At 74.4% G+C, this 23521-nt stretch carries 25 protein-coding genes and 1 tRNA gene; 16 read left to right on the top strand and 10 right to left on the bottom strand.

Features of this window, described 5'->3' with window-relative positions; translation table 11 throughout:
- The first annotated feature begins 133 nt into the window (after positions 1-133).
- Positions 134-598: a hypothetical protein gene (locus GA0074696_RS27805; RefSeq protein ID WP_088963821.1), complete on the top strand. Its 465-nt coding sequence runs from the start codon at positions 134-136 to the stop codon at positions 596-598.
- Positions 599-639: 41 nt separating this feature from the next.
- A complete protein-coding gene (locus GA0074696_RS27800) occupies positions 640-1617 on the top strand; it encodes a hypothetical protein (RefSeq protein WP_088963820.1) in 978 nt (325 codons plus the stop codon).
- Here the strand turns inward: GA0074696_RS27800 and mdlC are convergent, their stop codons facing one another.
- Positions 1618-3213 carry a benzoylformate decarboxylase gene (mdlC, locus tag GA0074696_RS27795; protein WP_088963819.1) on the bottom strand — a complete coding sequence of 532 codons (1596 nt, stop codon included), beginning with the start codon at positions 3211-3213 and terminating at the stop codon, positions 1618-1620. It abuts the gene before it with no gap.
- Between the two features lie 138 nt (positions 3214-3351).
- Positions 3352-4155 carry an S-methyl-5'-thioadenosine phosphorylase gene (locus GA0074696_RS27790; RefSeq protein WP_088963818.1) on the bottom strand — a complete coding sequence of 268 codons (804 nt, stop codon included), beginning with the start codon at positions 4153-4155 and terminating at the stop codon, positions 3352-3354.
- Between the two features lie 150 nt (positions 4156-4305).
- On the opposite strand from GA0074696_RS27790, the gene GA0074696_RS27785 reads away from it, so the two are divergent.
- Positions 4306-4896: a YqgE/AlgH family protein gene (locus tag GA0074696_RS27785; protein ID WP_088963817.1), complete on the top strand. Its 591-nt coding sequence runs from the start codon at positions 4306-4308 to the stop codon at positions 4894-4896.
- Between the two features lie 90 nt (positions 4897-4986).
- Positions 4987-5059: transfer RNA gene (locus GA0074696_RS27780), tRNA-Ala, on the top strand.
- Positions 5060-5338: 279 nt separating this feature from the next.
- On the opposite strand, the gene GA0074696_RS31540 is transcribed toward GA0074696_RS27780, so the two are convergent.
- Together GA0074696_RS31540 and GA0074696_RS27770 are read right to left on the bottom strand one after the other, a co-directional pair.
- Entirely contained in the window at positions 5339-5800 is a 462-nt protein-coding gene (locus GA0074696_RS31540; RefSeq protein WP_197700788.1) for a hypothetical protein, read from the bottom strand.
- A 186-nt stretch (positions 5801-5986) separates the two neighbouring features.
- Positions 5987-7225, bottom strand: coding sequence for a CapA family protein (locus tag GA0074696_RS27770; protein WP_231925175.1), 1239 nt, complete (start codon positions 7223-7225; stop codon positions 5987-5989).
- Positions 7226-7271: 46 nt separating this feature from the next.
- On the opposite strand from GA0074696_RS27770, the gene GA0074696_RS27765 reads away from it, so the two are divergent.
- Together GA0074696_RS27765 and GA0074696_RS27760 are read left to right on the top strand one after the other, a co-directional pair.
- Positions 7272-7772, top strand: a complete 501-nt coding sequence (locus GA0074696_RS27765; RefSeq protein ID WP_088963814.1) for a GNAT family N-acetyltransferase — start codon at positions 7272-7274, stop codon at positions 7770-7772.
- Between the two features lie 127 nt (positions 7773-7899).
- On the top strand, positions 7900-8811 hold the full coding sequence (locus GA0074696_RS27760; RefSeq protein ID WP_088963813.1) for a lytic polysaccharide monooxygenase auxiliary activity family 9 protein: 912 nt from the start codon (positions 7900-7902) through the stop codon (positions 8809-8811).
- Between the two features lie 65 nt (positions 8812-8876).
- Here GA0074696_RS27760 and mgrA read toward each other — a convergent pair whose 3' ends face one another.
- Complete coding sequence (mgrA, locus tag GA0074696_RS27755) at positions 8877-9866, bottom strand: L-glyceraldehyde 3-phosphate reductase (RefSeq protein WP_088963812.1); 990 nt, start codon at positions 9864-9866, stop codon at positions 8877-8879.
- A 67-nt stretch (positions 9867-9933) separates the two neighbouring features.
- On the opposite strand from mgrA, the gene GA0074696_RS27750 reads away from it, so the two are divergent.
- The 5 genes from GA0074696_RS27750 to GA0074696_RS27730 all read left to right on the top strand — a co-directional run bounded on the left by GA0074696_RS27750 (position 9934) and on the right by GA0074696_RS27730 (position 14616).
- Positions 9934-10902 (top strand): aldo/keto reductase, encoded by a 969-nt coding sequence (locus GA0074696_RS27750; protein ID WP_088963811.1) that lies wholly within the window; start codon positions 9934-9936, stop codon positions 10900-10902.
- A gap of 5 nt (positions 10903-10907) precedes the next feature.
- Positions 10908-11405 (top strand): hemerythrin domain-containing protein, encoded by a 498-nt coding sequence (locus GA0074696_RS27745; protein ID WP_172894482.1) that lies wholly within the window; start codon positions 10908-10910, stop codon positions 11403-11405.
- Between the two features lie 113 nt (positions 11406-11518).
- Positions 11519-12820 carry a sensor histidine kinase gene (locus GA0074696_RS32365; RefSeq protein ID WP_088963809.1) on the top strand — a complete coding sequence of 434 codons (1302 nt, stop codon included), beginning with the start codon at positions 11519-11521 and terminating at the stop codon, positions 12818-12820.
- Positions 12817-13467 (top strand): response regulator transcription factor, encoded by a 651-nt coding sequence (locus GA0074696_RS27735; protein ID WP_088963808.1) that lies wholly within the window; start codon positions 12817-12819, stop codon positions 13465-13467. The genes GA0074696_RS32365 and GA0074696_RS27735 overlap by 4 nt, the downstream gene beginning before the upstream one ends.
- 72 nt (positions 13468-13539) lie before the next feature.
- The gene (locus GA0074696_RS27730) at positions 13540-14616 is read left to right on the top strand and encodes a hypothetical protein (RefSeq protein WP_088963807.1); all 1077 of its coding nucleotides are present in this window, start codon (positions 13540-13542) and stop codon (positions 14614-14616) included.
- Between the two features lie 10 nt (positions 14617-14626).
- On the opposite strand, the gene GA0074696_RS27725 is transcribed toward GA0074696_RS27730, so the two are convergent.
- Positions 14627-14833, bottom strand: coding sequence for a hypothetical protein (locus tag GA0074696_RS27725; protein WP_088963806.1), 207 nt, complete (start codon positions 14831-14833; stop codon positions 14627-14629).
- 226 nt (positions 14834-15059) lie between these two features.
- Between GA0074696_RS27725 and GA0074696_RS27720 the strand changes: the two genes are divergently transcribed.
- From GA0074696_RS27720 to GA0074696_RS27705, 4 genes are all read left to right on the top strand, one after another.
- Positions 15060-15302: a GntR family transcriptional regulator gene (locus tag GA0074696_RS27720; protein ID WP_231925174.1), complete on the top strand. Its 243-nt coding sequence runs from the start codon at positions 15060-15062 to the stop codon at positions 15300-15302.
- Positions 15303-15400: 98 nt separating this feature from the next.
- Complete coding sequence (locus tag GA0074696_RS27715; protein ID WP_088963804.1) at positions 15401-16864, top strand: magnesium chelatase; 1464 nt, start codon at positions 15401-15403, stop codon at positions 16862-16864.
- 2 nt (positions 16865-16866) lie between these two features.
- Positions 16867-18819, top strand: coding sequence for a vWA domain-containing protein (locus GA0074696_RS27710; RefSeq protein WP_088963803.1), 1953 nt, complete (start codon positions 16867-16869; stop codon positions 18817-18819).
- A 70-nt stretch (positions 18820-18889) separates the two neighbouring features.
- Positions 18890-19405 carry a hypothetical protein gene (locus tag GA0074696_RS27705; RefSeq protein WP_088963802.1) on the top strand — a complete coding sequence of 172 codons (516 nt, stop codon included), beginning with the start codon at positions 18890-18892 and terminating at the stop codon, positions 19403-19405.
- Between the two features lie 109 nt (positions 19406-19514).
- On the opposite strand, the gene GA0074696_RS27700 is transcribed toward GA0074696_RS27705, so the two are convergent.
- Positions 19515-20507 (bottom strand): GlxA family transcriptional regulator, encoded by a 993-nt coding sequence (locus GA0074696_RS27700; RefSeq protein ID WP_088963801.1) that lies wholly within the window; start codon positions 20505-20507, stop codon positions 19515-19517.
- A gap of 1 nt (position 20508) precedes the next feature.
- Between GA0074696_RS27700 and GA0074696_RS27695 the strand changes: the two genes are divergently transcribed.
- Entirely contained in the window at positions 20509-21858 is a 1350-nt protein-coding gene (locus GA0074696_RS27695; protein WP_088963800.1) for an MFS transporter, read from the top strand.
- A gap of 4 nt (positions 21859-21862) precedes the next feature.
- Here GA0074696_RS27695 and GA0074696_RS27690 read toward each other — a convergent pair whose 3' ends face one another.
- The 3 genes from GA0074696_RS27690 to GA0074696_RS27680 are packed head-to-tail and all read right to left on the bottom strand — an operon-like array spanning position 21863 to position 23500.
- Positions 21863-22579: an RICIN domain-containing protein gene (locus tag GA0074696_RS27690; RefSeq protein ID WP_088963799.1), complete on the bottom strand. Its 717-nt coding sequence runs from the start codon at positions 22577-22579 to the stop codon at positions 21863-21865.
- Between the two features lie 57 nt (positions 22580-22636).
- The gene (locus GA0074696_RS27685; RefSeq protein WP_088963798.1) at positions 22637-22921 is read right to left on the bottom strand and encodes a DUF427 domain-containing protein; all 285 of its coding nucleotides are present in this window, start codon (positions 22919-22921) and stop codon (positions 22637-22639) included.
- Between the two features lie 51 nt (positions 22922-22972).
- Complete coding sequence (locus tag GA0074696_RS27680) at positions 22973-23500, bottom strand: aminoacyl-tRNA deacylase (protein WP_088963797.1); 528 nt, start codon at positions 23498-23500, stop codon at positions 22973-22975.
- Positions 23501-23521: the final 21 nt, after the last annotated feature.

Here is a 23521-nt window from a genome sequence, read left to right as displayed (position 1 = left end):
CACAGTCGTCTCCGGGCTACTTCTGAGGCCGTTGGGACCGATGGGGCCAATGAGGCTTTCCAGCCCCCTGGACAGCGCCCGAACAGGGGTTCACCATCGCTGTACGCGGTAGCACGCAGCGCGGGAGGTGCCCATGGCCACCGGTCCGATCCAGCAGCCGTCCGTCGCCCCGCCGGCGGTCCGCCCGCCCGCAGCGCGCGGGCCCAGCCCGCCCGGCGACCTGCCCGCCCTGGCCCGGGCGCTCGCCGTACCGCCGGGGGAGCCGCGCTGGCGGGAACGGGTCATCGTCCACCTCGCCCCGGTCCGCCGGGGCTTCGCCGAACACGTCCGGATCACCGAGGGCCCGGCCGGCCTCTACGCGGAGGTGCTCGCCCAGGCGCCCCGGCTGCACCGCGGCGTCCGGCTGCTCACCCGGGAGCACGCGGCCATCGTCGCGGCGCTGGCCGACCTCCAGCGGACCGTGGAACGGCCCGGGGTGTGCGCCGAGGAGCTGCGCCGGCGCACCGACGACCTGCTGCGGGCGCTGTCCCGGCACCGGCAGCGCGGCGCGGACCTGCTCTGGCAGGCGTATCAGACGGACCTCGGCGGGGAGACCTGACCGGCGGGAACCGGCCCGTGCCGGGCGGCGTCCAAGTGCGTATGCGTCGACTCCTCGCCCTGCTGGGCCTGCCCCTGGTGGTCACCGCGGCCGGCTGCGCGCCGGCCGGCTCCGACCCGGCCGGGCCGACCGCCGGCGGCAGCCCGTCCGCCGGCGGTTCGTCGGCGAGTGCCCCGGACCACCGATGGGAGGCCTTCGACCAGCGGGCCGCCGAGGTCGCGGGGGCGTGGCGCCCCGACCCGGTCTGGTCGACAGGGTACGTGCCGTTGCAGCACGCGACCGTGCTCACCGGCGATCCGGGCTTCAACGCCCACACGAAGGCGGCGTTCCAGGCCGGGTGGTACTCAGACCAGGTCGAGCTGCCGGCCAACCGACCGGCCGCCGGCACGATCCGGTTCCCCGACGGCACGATGACCGTGCCGCTGCTCAGCGCGGCGGAAGCGTACCGGCAGCTCGACCAGGGGGACCCGCCACCGTGCGAGGGCCGGCCCAAGGTCCCCGGGCCGACCGTCGAGCCCGGCCCCGACGGGTCGGTCGGCAGCCCGGTCGCCACGGCCTGCATCCCGCTCACCGTCACGGCGGTGAAGCTCGGCACCGCTTCGGTGCGGACCAGCCGGGGCGTGGCCGACGTGCCGGCCTGGCTCTTCACAGTGGAGGAGTTGACCGCGCCGGTGGCCCGGCTCGCCGTTGCGCCGAGCGCCGTGACCGCGCCGAAGGACCCGCAGCCGCCGACCGGCCCCGCGCCCGGAGACATCGTCGGCGCGGTCGACCTGGTCGCCGTCGAGGACGCCCGCCTGACGGTGCGGCTCGGCGTCGGCGCCTGCGACACCGGGATCACCCCGCTGGTCCAGGAGCGCCCGGACGTGGTCGTCGTGGGTGGTCGGGTCATCCGGTCCACCGGCGCCTGCATCGCCATGTTGAAGCTGGAGCCGGTCACCGTGACGCTCAAGGCGCCGCTCGGCGCCCGCCCGGTGCTGGACGTGGTGAGCGGTGCGCCGCTGCTGCTCGACGGGCGGTGACTACAGGATCCTCGGCAGCTCGCCGCTGATCGGCGCCGGGAGCACCGTCGGGCCCTCCGCGCGCAGCGCGTCGGCCAGCGCGGCGGGCAGCTCGTCCGGCGTGCCGACGACCCTGGTGGCGCAGCCGTACCCCTGGGCGATCGCGGTGATGTCCAGGCCGGGCAGCTCCAGCCCGGGCACGCCGGGGGTGTGCTTCAGCTCGGCGAACGACTTGAGGATGGCGTACTGCCGGTTGACCGGCACCAGCACGACCACCGGCAGGCGCAGCCGGGCGGCGGTCCAGAGCGCCTGCACCGAGTAGTGGAACGAGCCGTCGCCGATCACCGCGACCACCGGCCGACCGCGACCGGTGTCCCGCTCGGCGAGGGCGATGCCGACCGCCGCCGGCAGGCCGTACCCGAGCCCGCCGCTGGCCATGGTGAAGTACGACGCCGGCCGGACCATCGGCAGCCGGCGGCGCAGCGCGGCCAGGTTGGACGGTGACTCCTGGACCAGCACCCCGTCGGTGGGCCAGCAGGCGGCCAGCGCGGCGAAGAGCGTGTCCGCGTCCGGCGGGTCGGCCGGCTCCGGCGGCTCCACGGCCGGCCGGGGCTCCGGCGCCGGTCGGTCGGCCGCCGGCAGCACATCGAGCAGCGCGGCGAGGGTCAGCCCGGCGTCGCCGAGCAGGCTGTCGCCGACCGGCGCCCGGGCGGCCTCGTCCGGGTCGTCGGTGACGTGCAGCAGCCGGGTGCCGTCGGGCAGGTGCGCGCCGGGGACGTGCGGGTAGTACCGGAACACCGGGGCGCCGACGACCAGCACCGTGTCGTGCCCGCGCAGCTTCTCCGCCAGCGGCGCGATGGCGAACGGCAGCACCCCCCGGTAGTGCGGGTGCCGCTCCGGGAACGTGGCCCGCTCGGGCGCCGGGGCGGACCAGACCGGGGCGGCCAGCCGCTCGGCGACCGCCACCGCCAGCGGCCAGGCCGCGGCCCGGTCCACCGCCGCGCCGAGCACCAGCACCGGGGAGCGGCTGGCGGCCAGCAGCGCGGCGAACTCCCGCAGCCGCCGAGGGTCGGGCCCGAACCGGGTCGCCACGGTACGCACCTGGGGCGGCGGGTCCGCCGGCTGGTCCCAGTCGTCCAGCGGCAGGGAGAGGAAGACCGGCCCGGCCGGCGGCTGGGCGGCGCTCGCGTACGCCCGCATGAACGCCGCCGGGACGTCCTGCGCGCGGACCGGCTCGTAGCTCCACTTCACGTACGGCTGGGGCAGCTCGGTCGGTGCCCGGCTGGTCAGTCGGGGCTCCGTCAACAGCATCTCCCGGCTCTGCTGGCCGGCGGAGACGATCAACGGCGTGCGGTTGTGCCAGGCGGTGACGAGGTTGCCCATGCCGTTGCCGGTGCCCGGCGCGGTGTGCAGGTTGACGTGCGCCGGGCGGCCGGTCGCCTGCGCGTACCCGTCGGCCATCGCCACCGCGGATGCCTCCTGCAGGGCGTGCACGTAGCGAAAGTCCGCCGGGAAGTCCCGCAGGAACGGTTGCTCGGTGGAGCCGGGGTTGCCGAAGACGGTGGTCAGGCCGAGGGCGCGGAGCAGCTCGTACGTGGTGTCCCGGACGGTCGCCATCGCCCCCCGCCTCCCTGTCCCGGCGCGTGCCGGCGCCCGCCCTGACAGAGGTCCCCGACCTGCCGAATCTATCGGGGGAAGGCGGACAAGTCGGGCGCTTTCCCGCTCACCGGGCTCGGCGCACCCGGCCGGGGACGGTCAGGGCAGCGGGAAGGGGGTCTTGATGCCGTCCAGGGCGTGCCCGCACGGGCAGTCCCGGTCGGTCGGCAGCGCGCCCACCGCGTCCAGCAGCACCCCGCGCAGCCGGTCGGTGTTCTCGGCGAAGACCCGGAACACCTCCTCCTGGGTGACCGACTCGCCGGCCTGCACGCCGGCGTCCAGGTCGGTGACGAGCGCGATCGAGGTGTAGCAGAGGGCCAGCTCGCGGGCGAGCACCGCCTCCGGGTGGCCGGTCATGTTGACCACCGTGCCGCCCATCGAGGCGTACCAGCGGGACTCGGCGCGGGTGGAGAAGCGCGGACCCTCGACCACCACCACCGTGCCGCCGTCCACCGCCGCCACGTCCCGGCCGGCCGCGGCGGCCAGCAGCGTACGCCGCCCGACCGGGCAGTACGGGTCGCCGAACGGCACGTGCACCGCACCCCGGTCGTAGTAGGTCTGAGCCCGGCCGCTGGTCCGGTCGATCAGCTGGTCGGGGACCACGAAGGTACCCGGGCCCAGCTCCGGACGCAGACCGCCCACCGCGCACGGGGCGACGACCTGTCGTACCCCGAGCGACCGCAGCGCCCACAGATTCGCCCGGTACGGGATCAGGTGCGGCGGGTAGCGGTGGTCGCGGCCGTGCCGGGGGAGGAAGGCCACCGGCCGCCCGCCCACCTCCGCGAGGGTGATCGGGTCCGAGGGCGCCCCGTACGGCGTCTCGACCACGTGCTCGGTGGCGCCGTCCAGGAGCGCGTAGAGCCCCGACCCGCCGATCACCGCGATGTCCGCCGTCGGCCCCATCGACCCTCCCTCGTTTCCGCTCGATCACCCGCCGGTCAGACCTTAGCCACCGCCCCGGGCGCAGGCTATGGTGCCAGGCATGGCGGTGACAGCGCGGATGGCCGACGGCAACCGGTTCCACGACCCGGCGCGCGGCTGACGGTGTCCGAAATGCAGGAGGAGGGACGGGCGATCGGCGGTCGAGCCATGGAGTCGATGACCGGGCGGCTGCTGGTCGCCACCCCGGCCCTCAAGGATCCGAACTTCGACCGCACGGTGGTGCTGCTGGTCGCCCACGAGGCCGGCGGGGCGCTCGGCGTGGTGCTCAACCGGGCGACCGAGGTGCCGGTCGCCGACGTGCTGGGTGACTGGAGCGACCTGGCCCGGCACCCCGCTGTGCTGTTCGAAGGCGGCCCGGTGCAGCCGGACTCGGCGATCTGCCTCGCCCGGATGCGGCACCCGATGCGCCGGCTGAAGGGCTTCCAGCAGATCTCCGGCGCGGTGGGCACCGTCGACCTGTCGGCCGACCCGGAGAAGCTGCGCGACGGCATCGGCGGCATCCGGGTCTTCGCCGGTTACTCGGGGTGGGGGTCGGGCCAGTTGGAGCAGGAGATCGCGGACGGCTCCTGGTTCGTCTTCGACGCGCTGCCGGGCGACGCCTTCGTCGACCGGCCGGACGACCTGTGGCCGATGGTGCTGCGGAGGCAGGGCGGAATGATGGCGGCGGTCGCCCACTTCCCGCCCGACGTGGCACTGAACTAGCCGCGGCGGGGTGGTGACCCCGCGAGATGACCATGCCGGGCGGCGTGTGTATAGTTCTCTGCGTGCCCGGGACATCGGGGACGACAGCAAGGGGCCGTGGCGCAGCTGGTAGCGCACCACACTGGCAGTGTGGGGGTCAGGGGTTCGAGTCCCCTCGGCTCCACCCTTGAGACCAGGGCGTTCGTCAGAGATGACGGGCGCCCTTCGTCGTATCCGATGCGAGAAGTAGCCGACCTTACCGGCCCGCGCCCCACAGCGCGCTCTCCATCGCACCAACGGCCTGCACGAGCTGGGTGGGCACGACGTGACGTCGATCTGCCAGTGACCGACGAGTTCCATGAGCACCCTGGCCGGCAAGCCCGGGCGAGCAGCAGCGTGGCCGCCGTGTGCCGCAGGTCACCGGACGTGGCCGAGGCGGTGCCGCCCCGGCACCGGCGGACCGTCAGCGGTTGGTCTTGCGGGCCGTGCGCCGGTTGCCGAAGGACTCCATGGTGGTGGCCTTCCTCGCCGGCGCCGGGGTGGCCGTGGTCGTCCGCGCGCGGGCAGCCGCGGCCTTCTTCGCCGGCGCCTTCTTCGTCGCCGCCCTCGTTCCGGGTGCCTTCATCGCGGGGGCTGCCTTCTTGGCGGCGGGCGCCTTCTTGGCGGCGGCCGCCTTGGCGGTCGGGGTGCGGGTCGGGCCGGCCGTCGCGGAGGTCGCCTTCTTCCGGGCCACCCGCGCCGTCGTCGGGGTGGGCTTCTCACCCGGGCTCTTGGCCACGCTCGCCCCGGTGGCCCGCTTCGTGGCGGCCGCGACCTTCTTCGCCGCCGCCTTGCGGTTCATCGGGGCCTTGCTGGCCCCGGTGGCCTTCCGGGCGCTGGTGGGCCTGGCGGTGGCCCCGGTCGTGCTTCGTCGAGCGTCGGCCATCGTCGCTCCTCCTCGGGTGTCCTGGCGAGGCCCGCACCGACGGTGCCGCTGACGGGACGGGCCGGTCCAGCCGGGTCGAGCCGACCGGCCCGCTCGGCGCTCGTGTCTTCCCCCACCCCCGGCACCCAAACTCTCCCTACGGCGGGGACCGGCTCGGCCTACCGACCGGGCTCTCCACAAGGGGGGTCAGCGGGCGATCTGCAGGCCGTCGTTGATGCCCCCACGGGCGTCGAGGTAGCCGCTGATCCGGTCGATGGCGGCCCGGTACGTCTCTCGCCGCCGGTCGACGGCCGGGAGCCGGGCGAGGTCGAGGACCCGGATGGTGGGCTTGAGGGAGAGCCAGATGGGGATTGCCTCGGCCCGGGTGACGGTCCATCGGCGGTCGGCCTGTTCGGTGAAGGTGAACTTGGCCAGGACGCCTTCGCGGTTGGCGTCCTTGGGAAAGTCGTGCCGGGCGAGGGTGTTGCCGACGCCGTAGGTGATCCACTTGCCGCCGACCTTCTCGAAGGGCTGCACGACGTGGGCGTGGTGTCCGATGATCAGGTCGATGTCCGGGTCGCCGATCAACTCGTTGGCCCAGCGCACCTGGTCCCGGTCGGGGGTGTGTTCCATTTCGGTGCCCCAGTGGACGGACAGGACGATGATCTGCGCGCCGGCCTTGCGGGTTGCTGCGGCGGCCTTTTTGATGGCGGGCACGTCGATGCGGTTGGCCAGCCATGGTTTGTCCGGTGGCGGCGGGTGGCCGTTGAAGTGCGCAGCCCAGGACAGGTGCCCGATCTTGACGCCCTTCACCTGGTAGATGGTGGGGGTGGCCTGTGCGGCGCTGCTACGGAAGGTGCCGGTGTGCTTCAGCCCGGCGGCGTCGAGCGCGTCGAGGTTGGCGTAGACGCCCTGCTCGCCCTGGTCGAAGGAGTGGTTGCTGGCCGTCGAACAGGTGTCGTAGCCGGCGGTTCTGATGGCCGGTCCCAGGTCGGTGGGGGCGCGGAACCGGGGAAAGTCCGCCGGCGCACCGGGACCCATGGGCGCTTCCAGGTGGCAGATGGCCAGGTCGGCGGACTCGACCGCGGGCCGGATGGGGGCGAATATCGGGTCGAAGTCGTAACCTGGCCGACCGGCCTTGACCGCGTCGGCGCCGGCCTGCTGCCAGGTGGGTGGGTGCACCAGGATGTCGCCCGAGCCCAGGATGGTGACCTGCCGAGCCCCCGCCGGAGCCGTCGACGTGACGGTGCCGGCCAACCGGTCGTGGATCGTCTCTTCACGGGCTGCCCCGGCCGCGGTAGGCGAGGCCACCAGCGCGGCGACGAGCAGCATGCGGATGACGGAAAGGCGCACGCCCGGCTCTTCCCGATCAGCGGCGGATGATGCCGCACCGCCGCCGACGGAGGTGGCCGCCGGCCGACAGGGCCGGTCGGCACACCTCGTCACCGGATACCGGGTTGCCCGCTCCCCGCACCCACGGCATCCTCCCCGCATGATCGAGATCGAGACGCGGGTGCTCAGCGAGGGCGACTGGAAGATGTGGCGGGAGCTGCGGCTCGCCGCGCTGGCGGAGGCGGCGTACGCGTTCGGCTCCCGGCTGGCGGACTGGCAGGGCGAGGGCGACCGCGAGGAACGCTGGCGCGGTCGGCTGGCCATCCCTGGCTCGTACAACATCATCGGGATGCTCGACGGGCAGCCCGTCGGAATGGCCAGCGGGGTGCCGACCGCTCAGGACGGCGTCGTCGAGCTGATCTCGATGTATGTGGCGCCGGTGGGACGTGGCCGGAGCGTGGGCGACCACCTCGTCCGGGCGGTCGAGCAGTGGGCTCGGCTGGTGGGCGCGGAGACCCTGCGCCTGGCCGTGGTGGAGGGCAACCGGAACGCCTGGGCGCTCTACCGGCGCAACGGCTTCCGTGACACCGGTGAGCTGGGCGACCTCATGCCCGACGGCGTGCGCCGTGAGCACATCATGGCCAAGGCTCTCGTGGCCTGACCGTCGGCATGCCGGGGCTGGCTAGTCCAGGTTGGAATGGCGATGGCGGACCGTGATCCCCGGCACCCCCGGCCGCCGGTCGAACCTTTGGCGTCTCCCGCCCGTACCAGTGCTCGGGAGGTCCATCATGACCGTACGCCGAGTGCTCGCCGTCCTCGCGGCCGTCGCCGCGAGCGTCCTGCCGACCGCGACCCCCGCCGCCGCGCACGGCGCGCCCACCAGCCCGCTGAGCCGGTCCGCGGCCTGCGGCCCGGAAGGCCCGCACGCCGCGACTCCGGCCTGCCGGGCCGCCGTCCGGGCCGGAGCGGCGGTACGGGAGTGGGACAACATCCGGGTCTTCGGCGTCAACGGCCGGGACCGGGAGCGGATCCCGGACGGGGAGCTGTGCAGCGGCGGGCTGTCGGCGTACCGGGGGTTGGACCTGCCGCGCACCGACTGGCCCGCGACGGAGCTGACCGCCGGGGCCAAGTTCACCTTCCGCTACCGGGGGACCATCCCGCACAAGGGCACCTTCCGGCTCTACGCCACGCGCCCCGGCTACGACCCGCAGAGCGCGCTGACCTGGACGGACCTCTCGCCGCGCCCGTTCCTGACGATGACCGACCCGCCGCTGCGCAACGGGTCGTACCAGCTGGCGGGCCGGCTGCCGGCTGGGCTGACCGGGCGGCACCTCATCTACACCGTGTGGCAGAACTCCGACACCCCGGACAGCTACTACTCCTGCTCCGATGTGGTGTTCCGGGACGCCGAGCGGGCCACGCCCACCGCAGCGGCCAGCCCGGCCGTCGCGCCGCGCGCCGCCAGCACGGCCGTGCCCGGGTTCACCGCGGCGCCGGTGCCGGGCGATCCGGGCGTACCCGTGGCGTCGGTGACCCGCCTCGGCGGTGACAGCCTCCGGCTGGTGGTCGGCGCGGCGGCGGCGGTCACCGTGCTGCTCGCCGCGCTGGTCGCCATGCGGTTGCGCCGGGCCGGCACCGTTCCGACCGGCCGCGCCTGCGACGTGCGCAACCACCGCGCCGGCCGCCGCCGCATCTGGTGACCCCCATGCCGCCGCGCCCCGGCCGCGCCACCTGAGGTGGACGGCGGCCGGGGCGCCTGGGCGGCTCAGCCGAGCAGGCCGTCGATCTCGGCCAGCTCCTCGGCGGTGAAGTCGAGGTTCTGCACCGCGGCGACGTTCCCCTCCAACTGGGCCACGCTGCTCGCGCCGATGATCAGGCTGGTCATCCGCGGGTCACGCAGCGCCCAGGCGAGGGCGAGCTGGGCGAGGGTCTGCCCCCGCCGCTCGGCCACCCGGCCCAGGCCGCGGATGGTGGCCAGCTTCTCCTCGGTCAGGTCGCTCTCGTTGAGGAAGACGCTGGTGCGCACCCGCGAGTCCTCGGGAATGCCGGCGAGGTAGCGGTCGGTGAGCAGGCCCTGGGCCAGCGGGCTGTACGCGATGCAGCCCGCGCCGGCCTCCGCCAGCGTGTCGAGCAGGCCGTCGTCCTCGGTCCACCGGTTCAACATCGAGTACGACGGCTGGTTGATCAGCAGGGGTGTGCCCAGGTCACGCAGGATCGCCGCGGCCCGGGCGGTCTGCTCCGAGTCGTAGTTGGAGATGCCGACGTAGAGCGCCTTGCCGGAGCGGACGACGGCGTCGAGCGCGCCCATCGTCTCCTCCAGCGGGGTGTCCGGGTCGAACCGGTGCGAGTAGAAGATGTCGACGTAGTCCAGCCCCATCCGGCGCAGCGACTGGTCCAGCGAGGAGACCAGGTACTTGCGGGAGCCCCACTCGCCGTACGGGCCGGGCCACATCAGGTAGCCGGCCTTGGTGGAGACGATCAACTCGTCCCGGTAGGGCTTGAGGTCGGTCGCCAGCAGCCGGCCGAAGGCCTCCTCCGCCGCGCCGGGCGGCGGGCCGTAGTTGTTGGCCAGGTCGAAGTGGGTGACCCCGAGGTCGAACGCGCGTCGGACGATGTCCCGCTGCCGCTCGAAGGGCCGGTCCGGCCCGAAGTTGTGCCACAGGCCGAGCGAGATGACGGGCAGCCGCAGCCCACTGCGCCCGGTCCGTCGGTAGGTCATCGAGTCGTAACGCTGATCAGCGGCGAGGTAGGTCACGACGCCGACCCTATCCGCGTCCCGGAACGGGCGTGCCGTCCCGGTCTGCGGGGGTAGCTTCGAGCCCATGCGCTTCGTCCCGCTCGACACCCCCAAGCCCATCTCCAAGATCGGTCTCGGTACCTGGCAGTTCGGCTCCAAGGAGTGGGGCTACGGCCCCGACTACGAGCGCCGGGCGGCGGACATCGTGCGGCGGGCGCTCGACCTGGGGGTCACCCTCTTCGACACCGCCGAGCTGTACGGCTTCGGCCGCAGCGAGCGGATCCTCGGGGCCGCTCTCGGCGCCGACCGGGAGAAGGTCGTGGTGGCCAGCAAGATCTTCCCGATCCTGCCGGTCGCCCCGGTGGTGCAGCAGCGGGCGGTCGCCTCGGCGGCCCGCCTCGGCGTGCAGGGCATCGACCTCTACCAGGTGCACCAGCCCAACCCGGTGGTCGCCGACACCACCACCATGCGCGGCATGCGCGCGTTGCAGGACGTCGGCCTGGTCGCCGAGGTCGGCGTCAGCAACTACAGCCTGCGCCGCTGGCGGTTCGCCGAGGCCGCGCTGGGCCGGCGGGTGCTGAGCAACCAGGTCCGCTACAGCATGATCGACCGGGGCCCGGAGGAGGACCTGATCCCGTACGCGGAGCAGGCCGGCCGGATCGTCATCGCGTACAGCCCGCTCGCGCAGGGCTTCCTCTCCGGGCGGTACGACGCGAAGCACCCGCCGAGCGGGGCGGTGCGCCGGGCCAACCCGTACTTCCTGCCGGAGAACCTGGAACGCGGCACCGCCCTGATCATGACGCTGCGCGAGGTGGCCGACGCGCACGACGCCACCCCCAGCCAGATCGCGCTGGCCTATCTGCTGCACCACCCCAACGTGGTGGCCATCCCCGGCGCGTCCGGTGTGGAGCAGATGGAGCGCAACGCGGCCGCCGCCGAGATCGACCTCGGCGCCGACGAGTACGCCGCCCTGGTCACCGCCGCCCGGCAGTTCCGGCCGGTAACCGGCCTGGCCGCGGTGCCGAGGCTGATCCGCGCCCGAGTGGGAAAGTGAGCATCATGGACGACATTACCGCGCTGATCCTGGACGACCACGCCGCCTTCCGGCGCGGCTTCGCCCGGCTCGACGACGCCCGCGACGAGACCGAACTCCTCGCCGTCTGGGAGGCGCTCGCCCTGCACCTGGACATCCACGCCGAGGCGGAGGAGACGATCCTCTATCCGCACCTGGTGCGGCACGGCGACGACGGCGAGGACGAGACGACCGACGCCATCGGCGACCACAACGAGATCCGCGACGCCATCGCGGAGTCGAAGCTGCACCCGGTGGGCTCCGACCAGTGGTGGGCGGCGGTGTGGAAGGCCCGCCGGGAGAACAGCGAGCACCTCGCCGAGGAGGAGGACGGGGCGCTGCCGGACTTCCGCCGGCACGTCGGCGTCGAACTCCGCGCCGAGCTGGGCGCGCGCTGGCTGACCTTCTACGGCGAGCACAAGAACGGCCGCAACCTGACCTTCGACGACAAGGACCCGCAGAAGTACGTGCAGGAGCACCGCTGAGCCGGCGGCGGACGGGACACCGCCGCGCCCGGTGATCCGCCTGCGACGAGGCGGCGCCGGAATCCCCGACACGGGGGAGTCGGCACGGCGTGCCGGGGCGGGAGAATGGCCCGGTGACTCCCCGGGCGCTGATCGCGCCGCTGGTCCGGGCGAGCACCTGTCGCCGTGGCGTGTTCCTCCTGCTCGGCGGGGTGCTGGCCCTGCCGTACGCGCTGCTGGCCGGCACCTTCGTCCAGCTCCTCACCCGCGGTGAGGTGCCCCGGCTGTTGGTCTTCGCGCTGATGGTGGTCGCCGCCGTCATCGGCGCGGTGCCGTTCTTCCTCGACGGCAGCCGGACGCTGGAGATCGCCGCCGCCCGCGCCCTGCTCGGTGTGCCGCTGCCGGAGCCCGCCGCCGGGCACCCGGCCGACCGGGAGACTCGGCTGCGCGCCGCGCTCTGGATCGCCCTGCACATGACCGTCGGCGGGACGGTGATGTTCGCGCTGATCAGCGCCCTGCCGATGGCGTTGTCGTTCATCGCGCAGCAGTTCGGCGTCGGCACCCAGCTGGCCGCCCAGGAGAGCTGGGGCCCGCTCGACGGGCGGGACACCGGCTGGCTCACCCTCACCGGGGTGCTGATGCTGCTCGGCCTCGGCTACGCGGTCGCCGGGCTGGGTACGCTCGCCGCCTCGATGGCGCCGGCGCTGCTCGGCCCCTCGGCGGCCGAGCAGCTCGCCGCCCTGGCGGCGCGGGCGGCCCGGCTCGCCGAGCGCAACCGGCTGGCCCGGGAACTGCACGACTCGGTGGGTCACGCGCTGACCGTGGCCACCCTCCAGGCCGGCGCGGCCCGCCAGCTCCTCGACGACGACCCGGAGTTCGCCCGGCGGGCGCTCGCCGCGATCGAGGAGACCAGCCGGCACGCGATGGACGACCTCGACCACGTGCTGGGCCTGCTCCGGGAGACCGAGGACGCCGCCCGCGCCCCGGCCAACACCGCCCCGCAGCGGACCCTGGCCCAGCTCGACCGGCTCGTCGCGGACACCCGGGCGGCCGGGCTGCGGGTGGACGCGCGGATCGACGGGGAGTTGGCGGAGCTGCCCCCGGCGGTGTCCCGGGAGGGCTACCGGATCGTGCAGGAGGGGCTGACCAACGCCGCCCGGTACGGCCGCGGCCCGGTGCGCCTGCGGGTGGACGTACCCGGGGAGGCGACGGTGCCCGATCCTCGCGGGCCGTCGGACGCGCCGAGGCGGCGGTGGTTGGCGATCGAGCTGGAGAACGTGCTGGGCGGCGCGGCGCGGCCGGGACGCGGCGGCCGGGGCCTGGACGGCATGCGGGAACGGGTGCTGCTGCTCGGCGGGCGGATCACCGCCGGTCCGGAGGATGGTCACTGGCGGGTCCGGGTGCGGCTGCCGGTGCCGAGGGGGGAGGCGCGGTGAGCACGGACGTGCTGATCGTCGACGACGACGAGCTGATCCGGGTCGGGCTGCGGGCGATCATCGACGCCCAGCCGGACCTGCGGGTGGTGGGGGAGGCCGCCGACGGCGCCGAGGTGCCGCCGCTGGTCGCGAAACTGCGGCCCCGGGTGGTGCTGATGGACGTGCGGATGCCCGCCATCGACGGCATCCAGGCCACCCGGCTGCTGCTGGCCGCCTCCGCCGACCCGCCCCGCGTCCTCGTGGTCACCACCTTCGAGAACGACGAGTACGTCTACGAGGCGCTGCGCGCCGGCGCGAGCGGTTTCCTGCTCAAGCGGGCCCGCCCGGCGGAGGTGGTCAGCGCCGTCCGGGCGGTCGCCGCCGGTGACTCGCTGCTCTTCCCGGCCGCGATCCGCCGCCTCGCCGGAGCGTACGGGGGGCGGGGCGGGGACCGGCTGCGCGCGGCCCGGCTGACCGAGCGGGAGGCGGAGGTGCTGCGGTTGATGACCACCGGGCTCTCCAACCCGGAGATCGCCGGGCAGCTCGTGGTCGGGGTGGAGACGGTCAAGACGCACGTCGGCAACGTGCTGGCCAAGCTCGGCGTGCGGGACCGCACCCAGGCCGTGATCGCCGCGTACGAGTCGGATTTCGTCGTCCCCACCGGCTGATCCCCCCGCCGGGGGAGCGGGTTCGTCACCGCTCGGGAGGGCGGCGCCGGCGCCGCCGCCGAGGCTGAGAGCATGACGACGACCACTGTTCCCACCCACCGTCCGGCCTCCCGCCGGCCCGACCGGCTCGCCCCGCTGGCCGCCGGCTGGCTCGGACTCTGGGGCGTACTCGCCCTGCTCTGCACGCTGACCGGCGCCGGCTACCCGTTCGGCGCGAACGACCAGGACGGCGGCGGGGCGAACCTGCTCCGGTTGGTTCCCGTCGACGTCGCGCCGCCGCTCTTCGCCGGGACGCTGCTGGTCGCCGCGGTCGCCGCCCTCGCGATGAGCAGCCAGGGCGCCCGTACCGCCGGCCCGCTGCGCGCGCTGCTGCTCGGCTACGGCTGGACGGTCGCCTTCGTCCTGGCCGTGGTGGTGCCCGATGCGCGGGTGCTGGTGATCCTCGGCTACGCGCCGATGCTGATCCTCGGCGCCCCGTTCGGCTGGCCGCCGGTCGACTACGCCGACGTCTTCACCTGGTCGCTCGGCGTCAAGGTGGCCGCCATGGCGGGCGGAGTGCTGCTGGCCGGGGCGCTGCTGGTCTGGCAGCGGCGGACCGCCGACGCCTGCGTGGCCTGCGGCCGGGGCGGTGCCGACCGGGGCTGGACCACCCGGGCGGCCGCCGCCCGCTGGGGACGCTGGGCCGCCGGGACCGCCGCGGCCATCCCCTTCGCGTACGCTTTGACCCGGTTCGCCTGGGCGGCCGGCATCCCGCTCGGCATCTCGCCCGAGCTGCTGGACGACATGCAAGAGACCGGACAGGTCTGGGCCGGCGCCGGGCTGGGCGCCTTCGCCACCGTGGGCGCGGTCCTCACCCTCGGGCTGGTGCAGAGCTGGGGCGAGCGGTTCCCGCGCTGGATGGTCGGTCTGGCCGGCCGGCCGGTGCCCGTGAAGCTCGCGGTCGTCCCGGCCACCCTGGTCGCGCTCGCGGTCACCGCGGCCACTCTCGGCCTGGTCACCACGCCCGAGTTCTGGCGGCTCGGCGGCGGCTTCACCATGGCCAGCGCGCCGATGCTGCTCTGGCCGTTCTGGGGCGCCGCGCTCGGCGGCGCCACGTACGCGTACCACCTGCGCCGCCGGGGCGGCTGCGCCCGCTGCGGTCGAAAGTAGGAGCCGCAGCTCATCGCTTCTGAAACATCACCGAGGCAACGTCGGCCATCATCCCTAGAGCCCAATCAAGCTGTGGGCAGTTGTCCCGATCTCGGCACTCCAGGCAACCACCTGCTCGCCACGGAATGTCCAGTGCCCGAGTCCAGTGGGCGTCGATGATCCTCATCATCGCGAACAGTTCGTCTGCCGACGTGATGTCGCCGTCATCCATCGGCATGGTCGGGCACCCTCCGCACTAGATGAGTAGGCACGCCCAAGGGGGGCAGAGCCAGTGCGTCCGTGCTCCCCTTGGGCGGCTTCGTGGCCCGGCTCACCGCTTGCCGAACGAAGGAACCTGGCCACATCCGCAACCTTAGAGACCTTTAGTACCTAAGGCAATGTTGGTCTTGAAGCGGGGTGAGCGGCGTGATCCGATGGATGGGCCGAACGAAGGAACCTCCCGCATGCCCATACCAACCGGCGGATACCGCGAGGTAGCCGAAGACCTCGCGGCCCGCATCAAGACCGGCGAGTACGCGCCGGGCGAACGTCTGCCGACCTACAAAGAGCTTGCGGACCTCTACAAGGTCAGCGTGACCACCGTGCAAAGAGCAATCATTGTTCTCCAGACTCAGGGGTTGGTGGTTGGGCTACAGGGTCGCGGTCTGTGGGTTGCCGAGGAGCTACCGCGCCGATCTCCTTCTTGATCAACCTTTTTTGAAGGTTGCATCAACCGAAGCCGACAACACCCGTACGACACTTCTTCACGGGCGACGAGAGCAGGTTCAGCGGACAGCGCGCTAGCGTGGGTCGGGTGACTGCGCCAAACCAGGTTCTCCCGGTCCCGCCCGCCGACCTGCCGGGCACGCTCGGCGAGCTGCGCGCGGCCGGGCACCGGCACCGCACCGTCAAGCAGGAGCTCCGCGACAATCTCCTCGCCCGGATGCGTTCCGGCGAGGATCGCTTCCCCGGCATCGTCGGCTACGACGACACCGTCCTCCCCGAGGTCGAGCGGGCCCTGCTCGCCGGCCACGACATGGTGCTGCTCGGCGAGCGCGGCCAGGGCAAGACCCGACTGATCCGCTCGCTGGTGGCGCTGCTCGACGAGTGGACCCCGGTGATTCCCGGCTCCGTGCTCAACGAGCACCCGATGCACCCGCTCACCCCGGCCTCCCGCGCGCTGGTCGCCGAGGCCGGCGACGATCTGGCGGTCGGCTGGCTGCACCGCTCGATGCGCTACGGCGAGAAGCTGGCCACCCCGGACACCAGCGTCGGCGACCTGATCGGCGACGTCGACCCGATCCGGCTGGCCCAGGGCCGTACCCTCGGCGACCCGGAGACCATCCACTTCGGACTGGTGCCGCGCACCAACCGGGGGATCTTCGCGGTGAACGAGCTGCCCGACCTGGCCGAGCGGATCCAGGTGGCGCTGCTCAACGTGCTGGAGGAGCGGGACATCCAGGTCCGCGGCTACCAGCTGCGGCTGCCGCTGGACCTGTTCCTGGTGGCCAGCGCCAACCCGGAGGACTACACCAACCGGGGCCGGATCATCACGCCGCTCAAGGACCGCTTCGGCGCGGAGGTCCGCACCCACTACCCCGTCGACCTGGAGCTGGAGCTGGCGCTGATCCGGCAGGAGGCCGAGCTGGTCGCCGAGGTGCCGGAGCACGTGCTGGAGGTGCTCGCCCGGTTCGCCCGCGCCGTGCGGGAGTCGCCGTCGGTGGACCCGCGCTCCGGCGTCTCCGCCCGCTTCGCGATCGCCGCCGCCGAGACGGTCGCCGCCGCCGCGCTGCGCCGATCCGGCCTGCTCGCCGCCGGTCCCGCCGCCCACGGGGTACGCCCCGAGGCCCCGGTCGCGCGGGTCGGCGACGCGGTGTCGGTCACCTCGACCCTGCGCGGCAAGGTCGAGTTCGAGAGCGGCGAGGAGGGGCGCGAGATCGAGATCCTGGCCCACCTGCTGCGCACCGCCACCGCCGAGACGTTCCGGGCCCGGCTGGCCGGGCTGGACCTGTCCGGCTTCACCGGCCTGGTCGCCGAGGGCACCGCGATCGAGACCGGTGAGCTGGTCTCCTCGGCCGAGCTGCTGCGCCAGGTCGGCACCGTGCCGGGCCTGGCCAAGGCGCTGGACCGGCTCGGGCTGGGTGACGCGCCCACCCCGGAGGAGGCCGCCGCCGGGATCGAGTTCGTCCTGGAGGGGCTGCACCTGACCCGCCGACTCGGCAAGGACGTCACCGAGTCGGGCCGTACCGTCTACGGCGGCCGGGGCTGAGCGTGGCCGGCAACCGGTTCCGGTACGGCCAGTGGCGCGGCGGGCCCGACCCGCTCGCCCCGCCGTACGACGTCCGGGCCGCGGTGGACGCCGTCGGCGCGGAGGTGCTGGCCGGCGGCAGCCTGCGGGACGCGCTGCGCGACCTGCTGCGCCGGGGCCCGCAGGGGCGCGGCGGCCTGGACGACCTGGCCGCCCGGGCCCGCCGGCTGCGCCGGGAGGCGCTGCGCCGGGGCGACCTGGACGGGGCGGTGACCCGCTCCCGGGCGCTGCTCGACCAGGCGCTGGCGGCGGAACGCGACGAGCTGCGCGGGCGCGCCGACGACGACGCCCGCTTCGCCGAGGCGGTGCTGGACAACCTGCCCCGCTCCACCGCCCGCGCGGTGCAGGAGCTGGCCGGCTACGAGTGGGCCAGCGACGAGGCACGGCAGACGTACCAGCGGATCCTCGACGGGCTCCGCGGTGAGGTGCTGGAGCAGCGTTTCGCCGGGCTGCGCGACGCGGCGCGGGCCGCCGGCGACCCGGCGGTGCAGCGGCAGCTGGCCGAGATGATGCGCGACCTCAACGACCTGCTGGCCCGGCACGCCCGTTCCGAGGACACCACCGACGCGTTCGCCGAGTTCATGCGCCGGCACGGGGAGTTCTTCCCGGAGCAGCCGAAGGACGTCGACGAGCTGGTCGACGTGCTGGCCCGCCGGGCGGCGGCCGGGGAGCGGCTGATGCGGTCGCTGTCGGACCGGCAGCGCGAGGAGCTGGCCGGGCTGATGCGCCAGTCCCTCGGCGACCGGCTGGCCGGCGAGCTGTCCGCGCTGGACGGGCACCTGCGGGCGCTGCGCCCCGACCTGAACTGGCAGCGCGGCGAGCGGGTCCGCGGCGACCAGCCGCTCGGCTACGGCGAGGCGGCCGGCGCGCTCGACGAGATCGGCGAGCTGGACGACCTGCTCGACTCCCTCGACCAGGAGCACCCCGGCGCGACCCTCGACGACGTGGACGTCGAGGCGGTGGCCCGGACGCTGGGCCGCGAGGCCGCCGCCGACGTCCGCCGGCTGCGGGAGCTGGAGCGGGAACTGCGCCGGCAGGGCTGGGTGAGCCGGGACGCCGACGGGCTCACCCTGAGCCCGAAGGCGCTGCGCCGGCTCGCCGGTACCGCGCTGCGGCGGGTCTTCGCCGACCTCACGGCCGGGCCGCGCGGCCAGCACGACCTGCGCTCGGCGGGCGCGGCCGGCGAGGTCAGCGGGGCGTCCCGGCCCTGGGAGTACGGCGACGAGCAGCCGCTGGACGTGGTCCGCACCCTCACCCGGGCGGTCCGGCGGGCCGGCCCCACGGTGCCGGTCCAGCTCGACGTCTCCGACTTCGAGGTGGTGGAGACCGAGCGCCGGGCCTCGGCGGCGGTGGCGCTCTGCGTCGACCTGTCGTACTCGATGATCTCGCAGGGGCGCTGGGGCCCGATGAAGCAGACGGCGCTGGCGTTGTCGCACCTGGTGGCGACCCGCTTCCCGCAGGACGCCCTGGAGATCGTGGGCTTCGGCCGGGAGGCGCTGACGCTGACCCAGCAGGAGTTGGCCGCGGTGGAGCCGGACATGCAGCAGGGCACCAACCTCCAGCACGCGCTGCGGCTGGCCGGGCGGCACCTGCGCCGGCACCCCGGCGCGGAGCCGGTGGTGCTGGTGGTCACGGACGGGGAGCCGACCGCTCACCTCGACCCGGAGGACGGGGAGGCGCTGTTCCACTGGCCGCCGCTGCCGGAGACGATCGAGGCGACCATCCGCGAGGTGGACAAGCTGACCCGCTACGGCGCCACGCTGAACCTCTTCATGCTCGGCGACGATCCGGGGCTGCGCCGCTTCGTCGACGCGGTGGCCCGCCGTTCGAAGGGCCGGATGTTCACCCCCGACCTCGACGACCTCGGCGAGTACGTCGTCTCCGACTACCTGCGCGCCCGGCGGGGCCGGCGCTGAACCGCCCGTCCGGGTGATCCCGGTGCGGTAACGCCCCGGTCCGCGCCGGTCGGCGGGGTTGACTGGGGACGTGGAGAGCGCGAGGCTGCGGCGGAGCTACGACGAACTGCTCGCCGAGGTGGAGGCGGGCGGCTTCGGCGAGCCGCCGTACGGACAGCTGACCGCCGAGCAGATCGTGGCCCACCTGGCGGCCAACGACGAGCTGATGAGCGAGGCCACCGAGGCGGTCCTCGCCGGCTCGCCCTTCGCCTACTACGACCTGGAGACCATCCACCGCCCCCAGGTGGATGCGCTGGTCGTCGACTGCGGCGGGCTGGACGGGCTGGCCACCCTGCTGCGGGCCACCAGCCAGAAGCTCTGCGCCCTGGTGGACCGGCTCGGCCCGGCGGCGGACACTCCGGTCGACACCCACCTGCGGGAGGGCTTCGACCTGGTCGTCGACGACACCCTGCCGTGGTCGCGCACCCTGGACCTGCACGCCCGCGTCCACCTGCCGAAACACCTCGCGCAGCTCCGGGTCCTGCGGACACCGCCGGGGGCGCCCACCGTCGACCGGCCGACCGTCGACCGGTCGATCGGGTCATGAGCCAGCCGGCGCGGTGAGCCGGCGCGGGGCGGGCCCGCGTAGAGCGGCCCGCCGCCCCACCCTGACCCCGCCGTCCGCGCCCTCCTCGCCCGCGGCGCGGGAACGCGGATCAGGGGTGCCGGTGAAACGCCCGGCGGTACGCGCTCGGCGCGACGCCGATGCGCTGGCGGAGCTGCTGGCGCAGGGCGGCGGCGGTGCCGAAGCCGCAGCGGTGGGCCACCTGGTCGACGGTCAGGTCGGTGGTCTCCAGCAGCAGCCGGGCGTGGTCGGTGCGCTCCTGGAGCAGCCACTGGGCGGGGCTCAGCCCGGTCTCGGAGCGGAAGTGTCGGGTGAAGGTGCGCACGCTCATCCGCGCGTGCTCGGCCAGGTCGCGCAGGGTGACCGGCTCGTGCAGCCGTTGCCGGGCCCACTCCCGGGTGCCGGCGGTGCCGGTCCCCGCCCGGTGGGGCACCGGCCGCTCGATGTACTGGGCCTGGCCGCCGTCGCGCCACGGCGGCACCACGCAGCGCCGCGCCGAGCGGTTCGCCACCTCGCTGCCGTGGTCGGTGCGGATGACGTGCAGGCACAGGTCGAGGCCGGCGGCCACCCCGGCCGAGGTGAGCACGTCGTCGGAGTCGATGAAGAGCACGTCGGGGTCCAGGTCGACCGCCGGGTGCAGCCGGCGGAACTCCTCCGCGTACGCCCAGTGGGTGGTGGCCCGCCGGCCGTCGAGCAGCCCGGCGGCGGCCAGCACGAACGCGCCGGTGCAGATCGACATGATCCGGGCACCCCGCTCGTGGGCCGTCCGCAGCGCCGCCGCCACCTCGGGGTCGAGGACGCCGTCGGTCAGCGCCGGACCGCCGTGGATGCCGGGTACGACCACCGTGTCGGCGGCCTCGACCAGTTCGAGCCCGTGGTCGGGTAGCACCTGGTACCCGGCGGTGCTGCGCACCGGGCGGCCCCCCGGCGTGCAGGCGTCGACCGTGTAGAGCGGCTGCAGGTCCTTGGTGCGGGCGGTGCCGAAGACCTGGGAGGGGGTACCGAGGTCGAGGCCGACCACCTGGTCGATGGCGAGCACCGCCACCCGGTGCGGGACGATCGTCATGGCCCGATTATTGCGCATGATGGCTTTCCGGCCACTCGTCGGCCGCGGGCCCGCCGTCGAGACTCGTATCGTGAACCGAACCCGCCGTCTCCACCCCGCCTGGCTGGTCGCCGCCGTCGCGTTCGTCGCGCTGGTCGGCGCCGCCGGCTTCCGGGCCACCCCCTCGGTCCTGCTGCACCCGCTGCACGCCGAGTTCGGCTGGCCGCTGGCCACCGTCTCCGCCGCCGTCTCGGTCAACCTGCTGCTCTACGGGCTGACCGCGCCGTTCGCCGCCGCGCTGATGGACCGGTTCGGCGTCCGGCGGGTGGTGGCCGGCGCGCTGGCGCTGGTGGCGGCCGGCAGCGGCCTGACGGTGTTCATGACGGCCAGCTGGCAGCTGATCCTCTGCTGGGGGGTGCTCGTCGGGCTGGGCACCGGCTCGATGGCGCTCGCCTTCGTGGCCACGGTCACCGGGCGCTGGTTCGTCCGCCGTCGCGGGCTGGTCACCGGGGTGCTGACCGCCGGCGGGGCGGCCGGGCAACTGGTCTTCCTGCCGCTGCTCGCCGTGCTGGTCCGCGACCACGGGTGGCGCACGGCGGCGCTCGTCGTCGCCGGGGCGGCGCTGGCGGTCGTACCGCTGGTGGCCTGGCTGCTCCGGGAACACCCGGCGGATCTCGGCCTGCCCGCCTACGGCGCGGCGGAGGTGGTGCCGCCCGCGCCGACGACCGGCGGCGCCGCCTCCCGGGCGGTCGGCGCGCTGGCCTCGGCCGCGCGGACCCGGCCGTTCTGGCTGCTCGCCGGCGGGTTCGCGATCTGCGGCGCGACCACCAACGGGCTGGTCGGCACGCACTTCGTGCCGGCCGCACACGACCACGGGATGCCGGAGACCAGCGCCGCGGGGCTGCTCGCCCTGGTCGGACTTTTCGACATCGTCGGCACCATCGCCTCCGGCTGGCTCACCGACCGGGTGGACAGCCGGCTGCTGCTCGGCGCCTACTACGCGCTGCGCGGCGGGTCGCTGCTGGTGCTGCCCGGCCTCTTCGCCGGCACGGCCGAGCCGAGCATGCTGGTCTTCATCATCTTCTACGGCCTGGACTGGGTGGCCACCGTGCCGCCGACCGTCGCGCTGTGCCGGGAGTACTTCGGCGCGGCGGGCGCGGTGGTCTTCGGCTGGGTCTTCGCCGCCCACCAGTTCGGCGCGGCGATCGCCGCGACCGGGGCGGGCCTGGTCCGCGACCGCCTTGGCGACTACGCCATGGCCTGGTACGTCGCCGGGGCGCTGTCGATCGGCGCGGCCGGGCTCTCGCTGCTGCTGCGCCGCCGGGAACCGGTGCCGGTGCCGGTGCCCGTGGTGGCGCCGCCGGCCCGGGCCTGGAGCTACCGGGGCTGAGGGGTCAGCCCACCGTCCACTGCTGCTGGGCGGCGCCGGTGCAGGGGACCTGACGGATCTCGTCGCCGGCCTCGGTGCCGCCGTCCTCGACCTCGGCGCACTTGCCGGAGTGCACCGCCACCAGCAGCACCGGGCCGGTGCCGACCGGGGTCAGCCGCCACTGCTGGTTGGCCTGCCCGTGGCACGGATACTGCTGGAGCTTCGCGCCGTCGTCGCCGCTGCCGCCCTCCACGTCCAGGCACTGGCCGTGCGCCGCGTTGGTGAGGGTGACCAGGTCCGGGGCGACCGGGTTGGCGACCCACTGCTGTTCCGGCCCGCCGGTGCAGGCGGCCAGCTCGGCGGCGGCCTTCTCGTCGTCGCCGTCGGTGCCGACGCAGAGGCCGGAGGCCACCGCCCGGAACACCTTCGGCCCGGCCACCGGTGCGGGCGGGGTGGTGGGCGCGGCGGTCGGCGAGGGCGCGGCGGGGGTGGTCGCGGCCGGCTCGGTGACCTCCGGCGACGGCGGCTGAGCCGGAGGCGCGGAGGCGGCCGCCGCCGGCACCACCGGCTGGTCGCCGCCGCCGAGCACGCCGGTGGCGAAGAAGACCCCCACCAGTACGCCGACCAGCCCGGCGGCCAGCGCGAACCGCATCAGCGGGTCCCGGGGCAGCCCGGGTCGGGCGGCCCGGCGGGCGCCGTAGACGGTGCCGGCCGGGTCGTGGTGTTCGTCGGGGACGGACATGAGGGAATCCTGACCCACCGGACCGGTCGATGGCCACCCGGCCCGGCCGGCGGTGACTCAGTCGACGACCGTGACGTCCTTCCAGAACGCCACCCGGTCGCGCACCATCTCGGCGTCGGGCTTCGGGTCCGGGTAGTACCAGACGGCGTCGGCGCTGGTCCGGCCGTCGTGCTCGAGGGTGTAGTAGGAGGCGGTGCCCTTCCACGGGCAGAACGTGTGGGTCGCGGACTCCCGGATCAGGTCGTCGCGCAGGGCGCTGCGGGGGAAGTAGTGGTTGCCCTCCACCAGGACGGTGTCGTCGCTCTCGGCGATCACCAGGTCGTTCCAGACGGCTTTCGGCATGGGTCCACGCTATGCCGTCCGCCCCCGGACCGACCACCGGTCGGCGGCGGGTCAGCGGGTCGGATCCGGGTCGGTCACGTCGGCGACCGTCGCCCCGAGCGTGGTGATCGCCGCGTCGGCGTCCAGCGCGACGGCGACGCCGTGCTCGCCCGCGCCGAGGGTGATCTCCCGGGCGCGCAGCCGCTCGTCGGCGACGACCGGCCAGGCGGTGGTCGCGCCGAACGGGGTGATCGTGCCGCGTTCGTAGCCGGTGGCGTCGCGGGCCGCCGCCGCAGCGGGCATCGAGAGCCGGTTGACGCCGAGCAGCGCGCGCAGCTTGGGCCAGGAGATCACCCGGTCGCCCGGGGTGAGCACGAAGAGATGGTCGTCCGGGCCGCGGCGGACCACGATCGTCTTCACCACGTCCGGCACCGCGACGCCGCGGGCGGCGGCGGCCTCGGCGAGGCTGCGCACCGGCCCGTGCCGGATCACCCGGTACGGCAGACCGGCGGCGTCCAGGGCGGCAAGGGCGGGCGACGGCACGTCCGCCACCGTAACGGGATCGTCCGATGGTGGTGGCGAAAAGGCCACCGTGGACATCCCACGCGCGGGCCGTTCGGC

This window comes from Micromonospora purpureochromogenes, from assembly GCF_900091515.1.
Taxonomy (GTDB): domain Bacteria; phylum Actinomycetota; class Actinomycetes; order Mycobacteriales; family Micromonosporaceae; genus Micromonospora; species Micromonospora purpureochromogenes.
The sequence above is the reverse complement of the archived record's forward strand: the minus strand, read 5'-3'. Positions and strand labels throughout refer to the sequence as shown.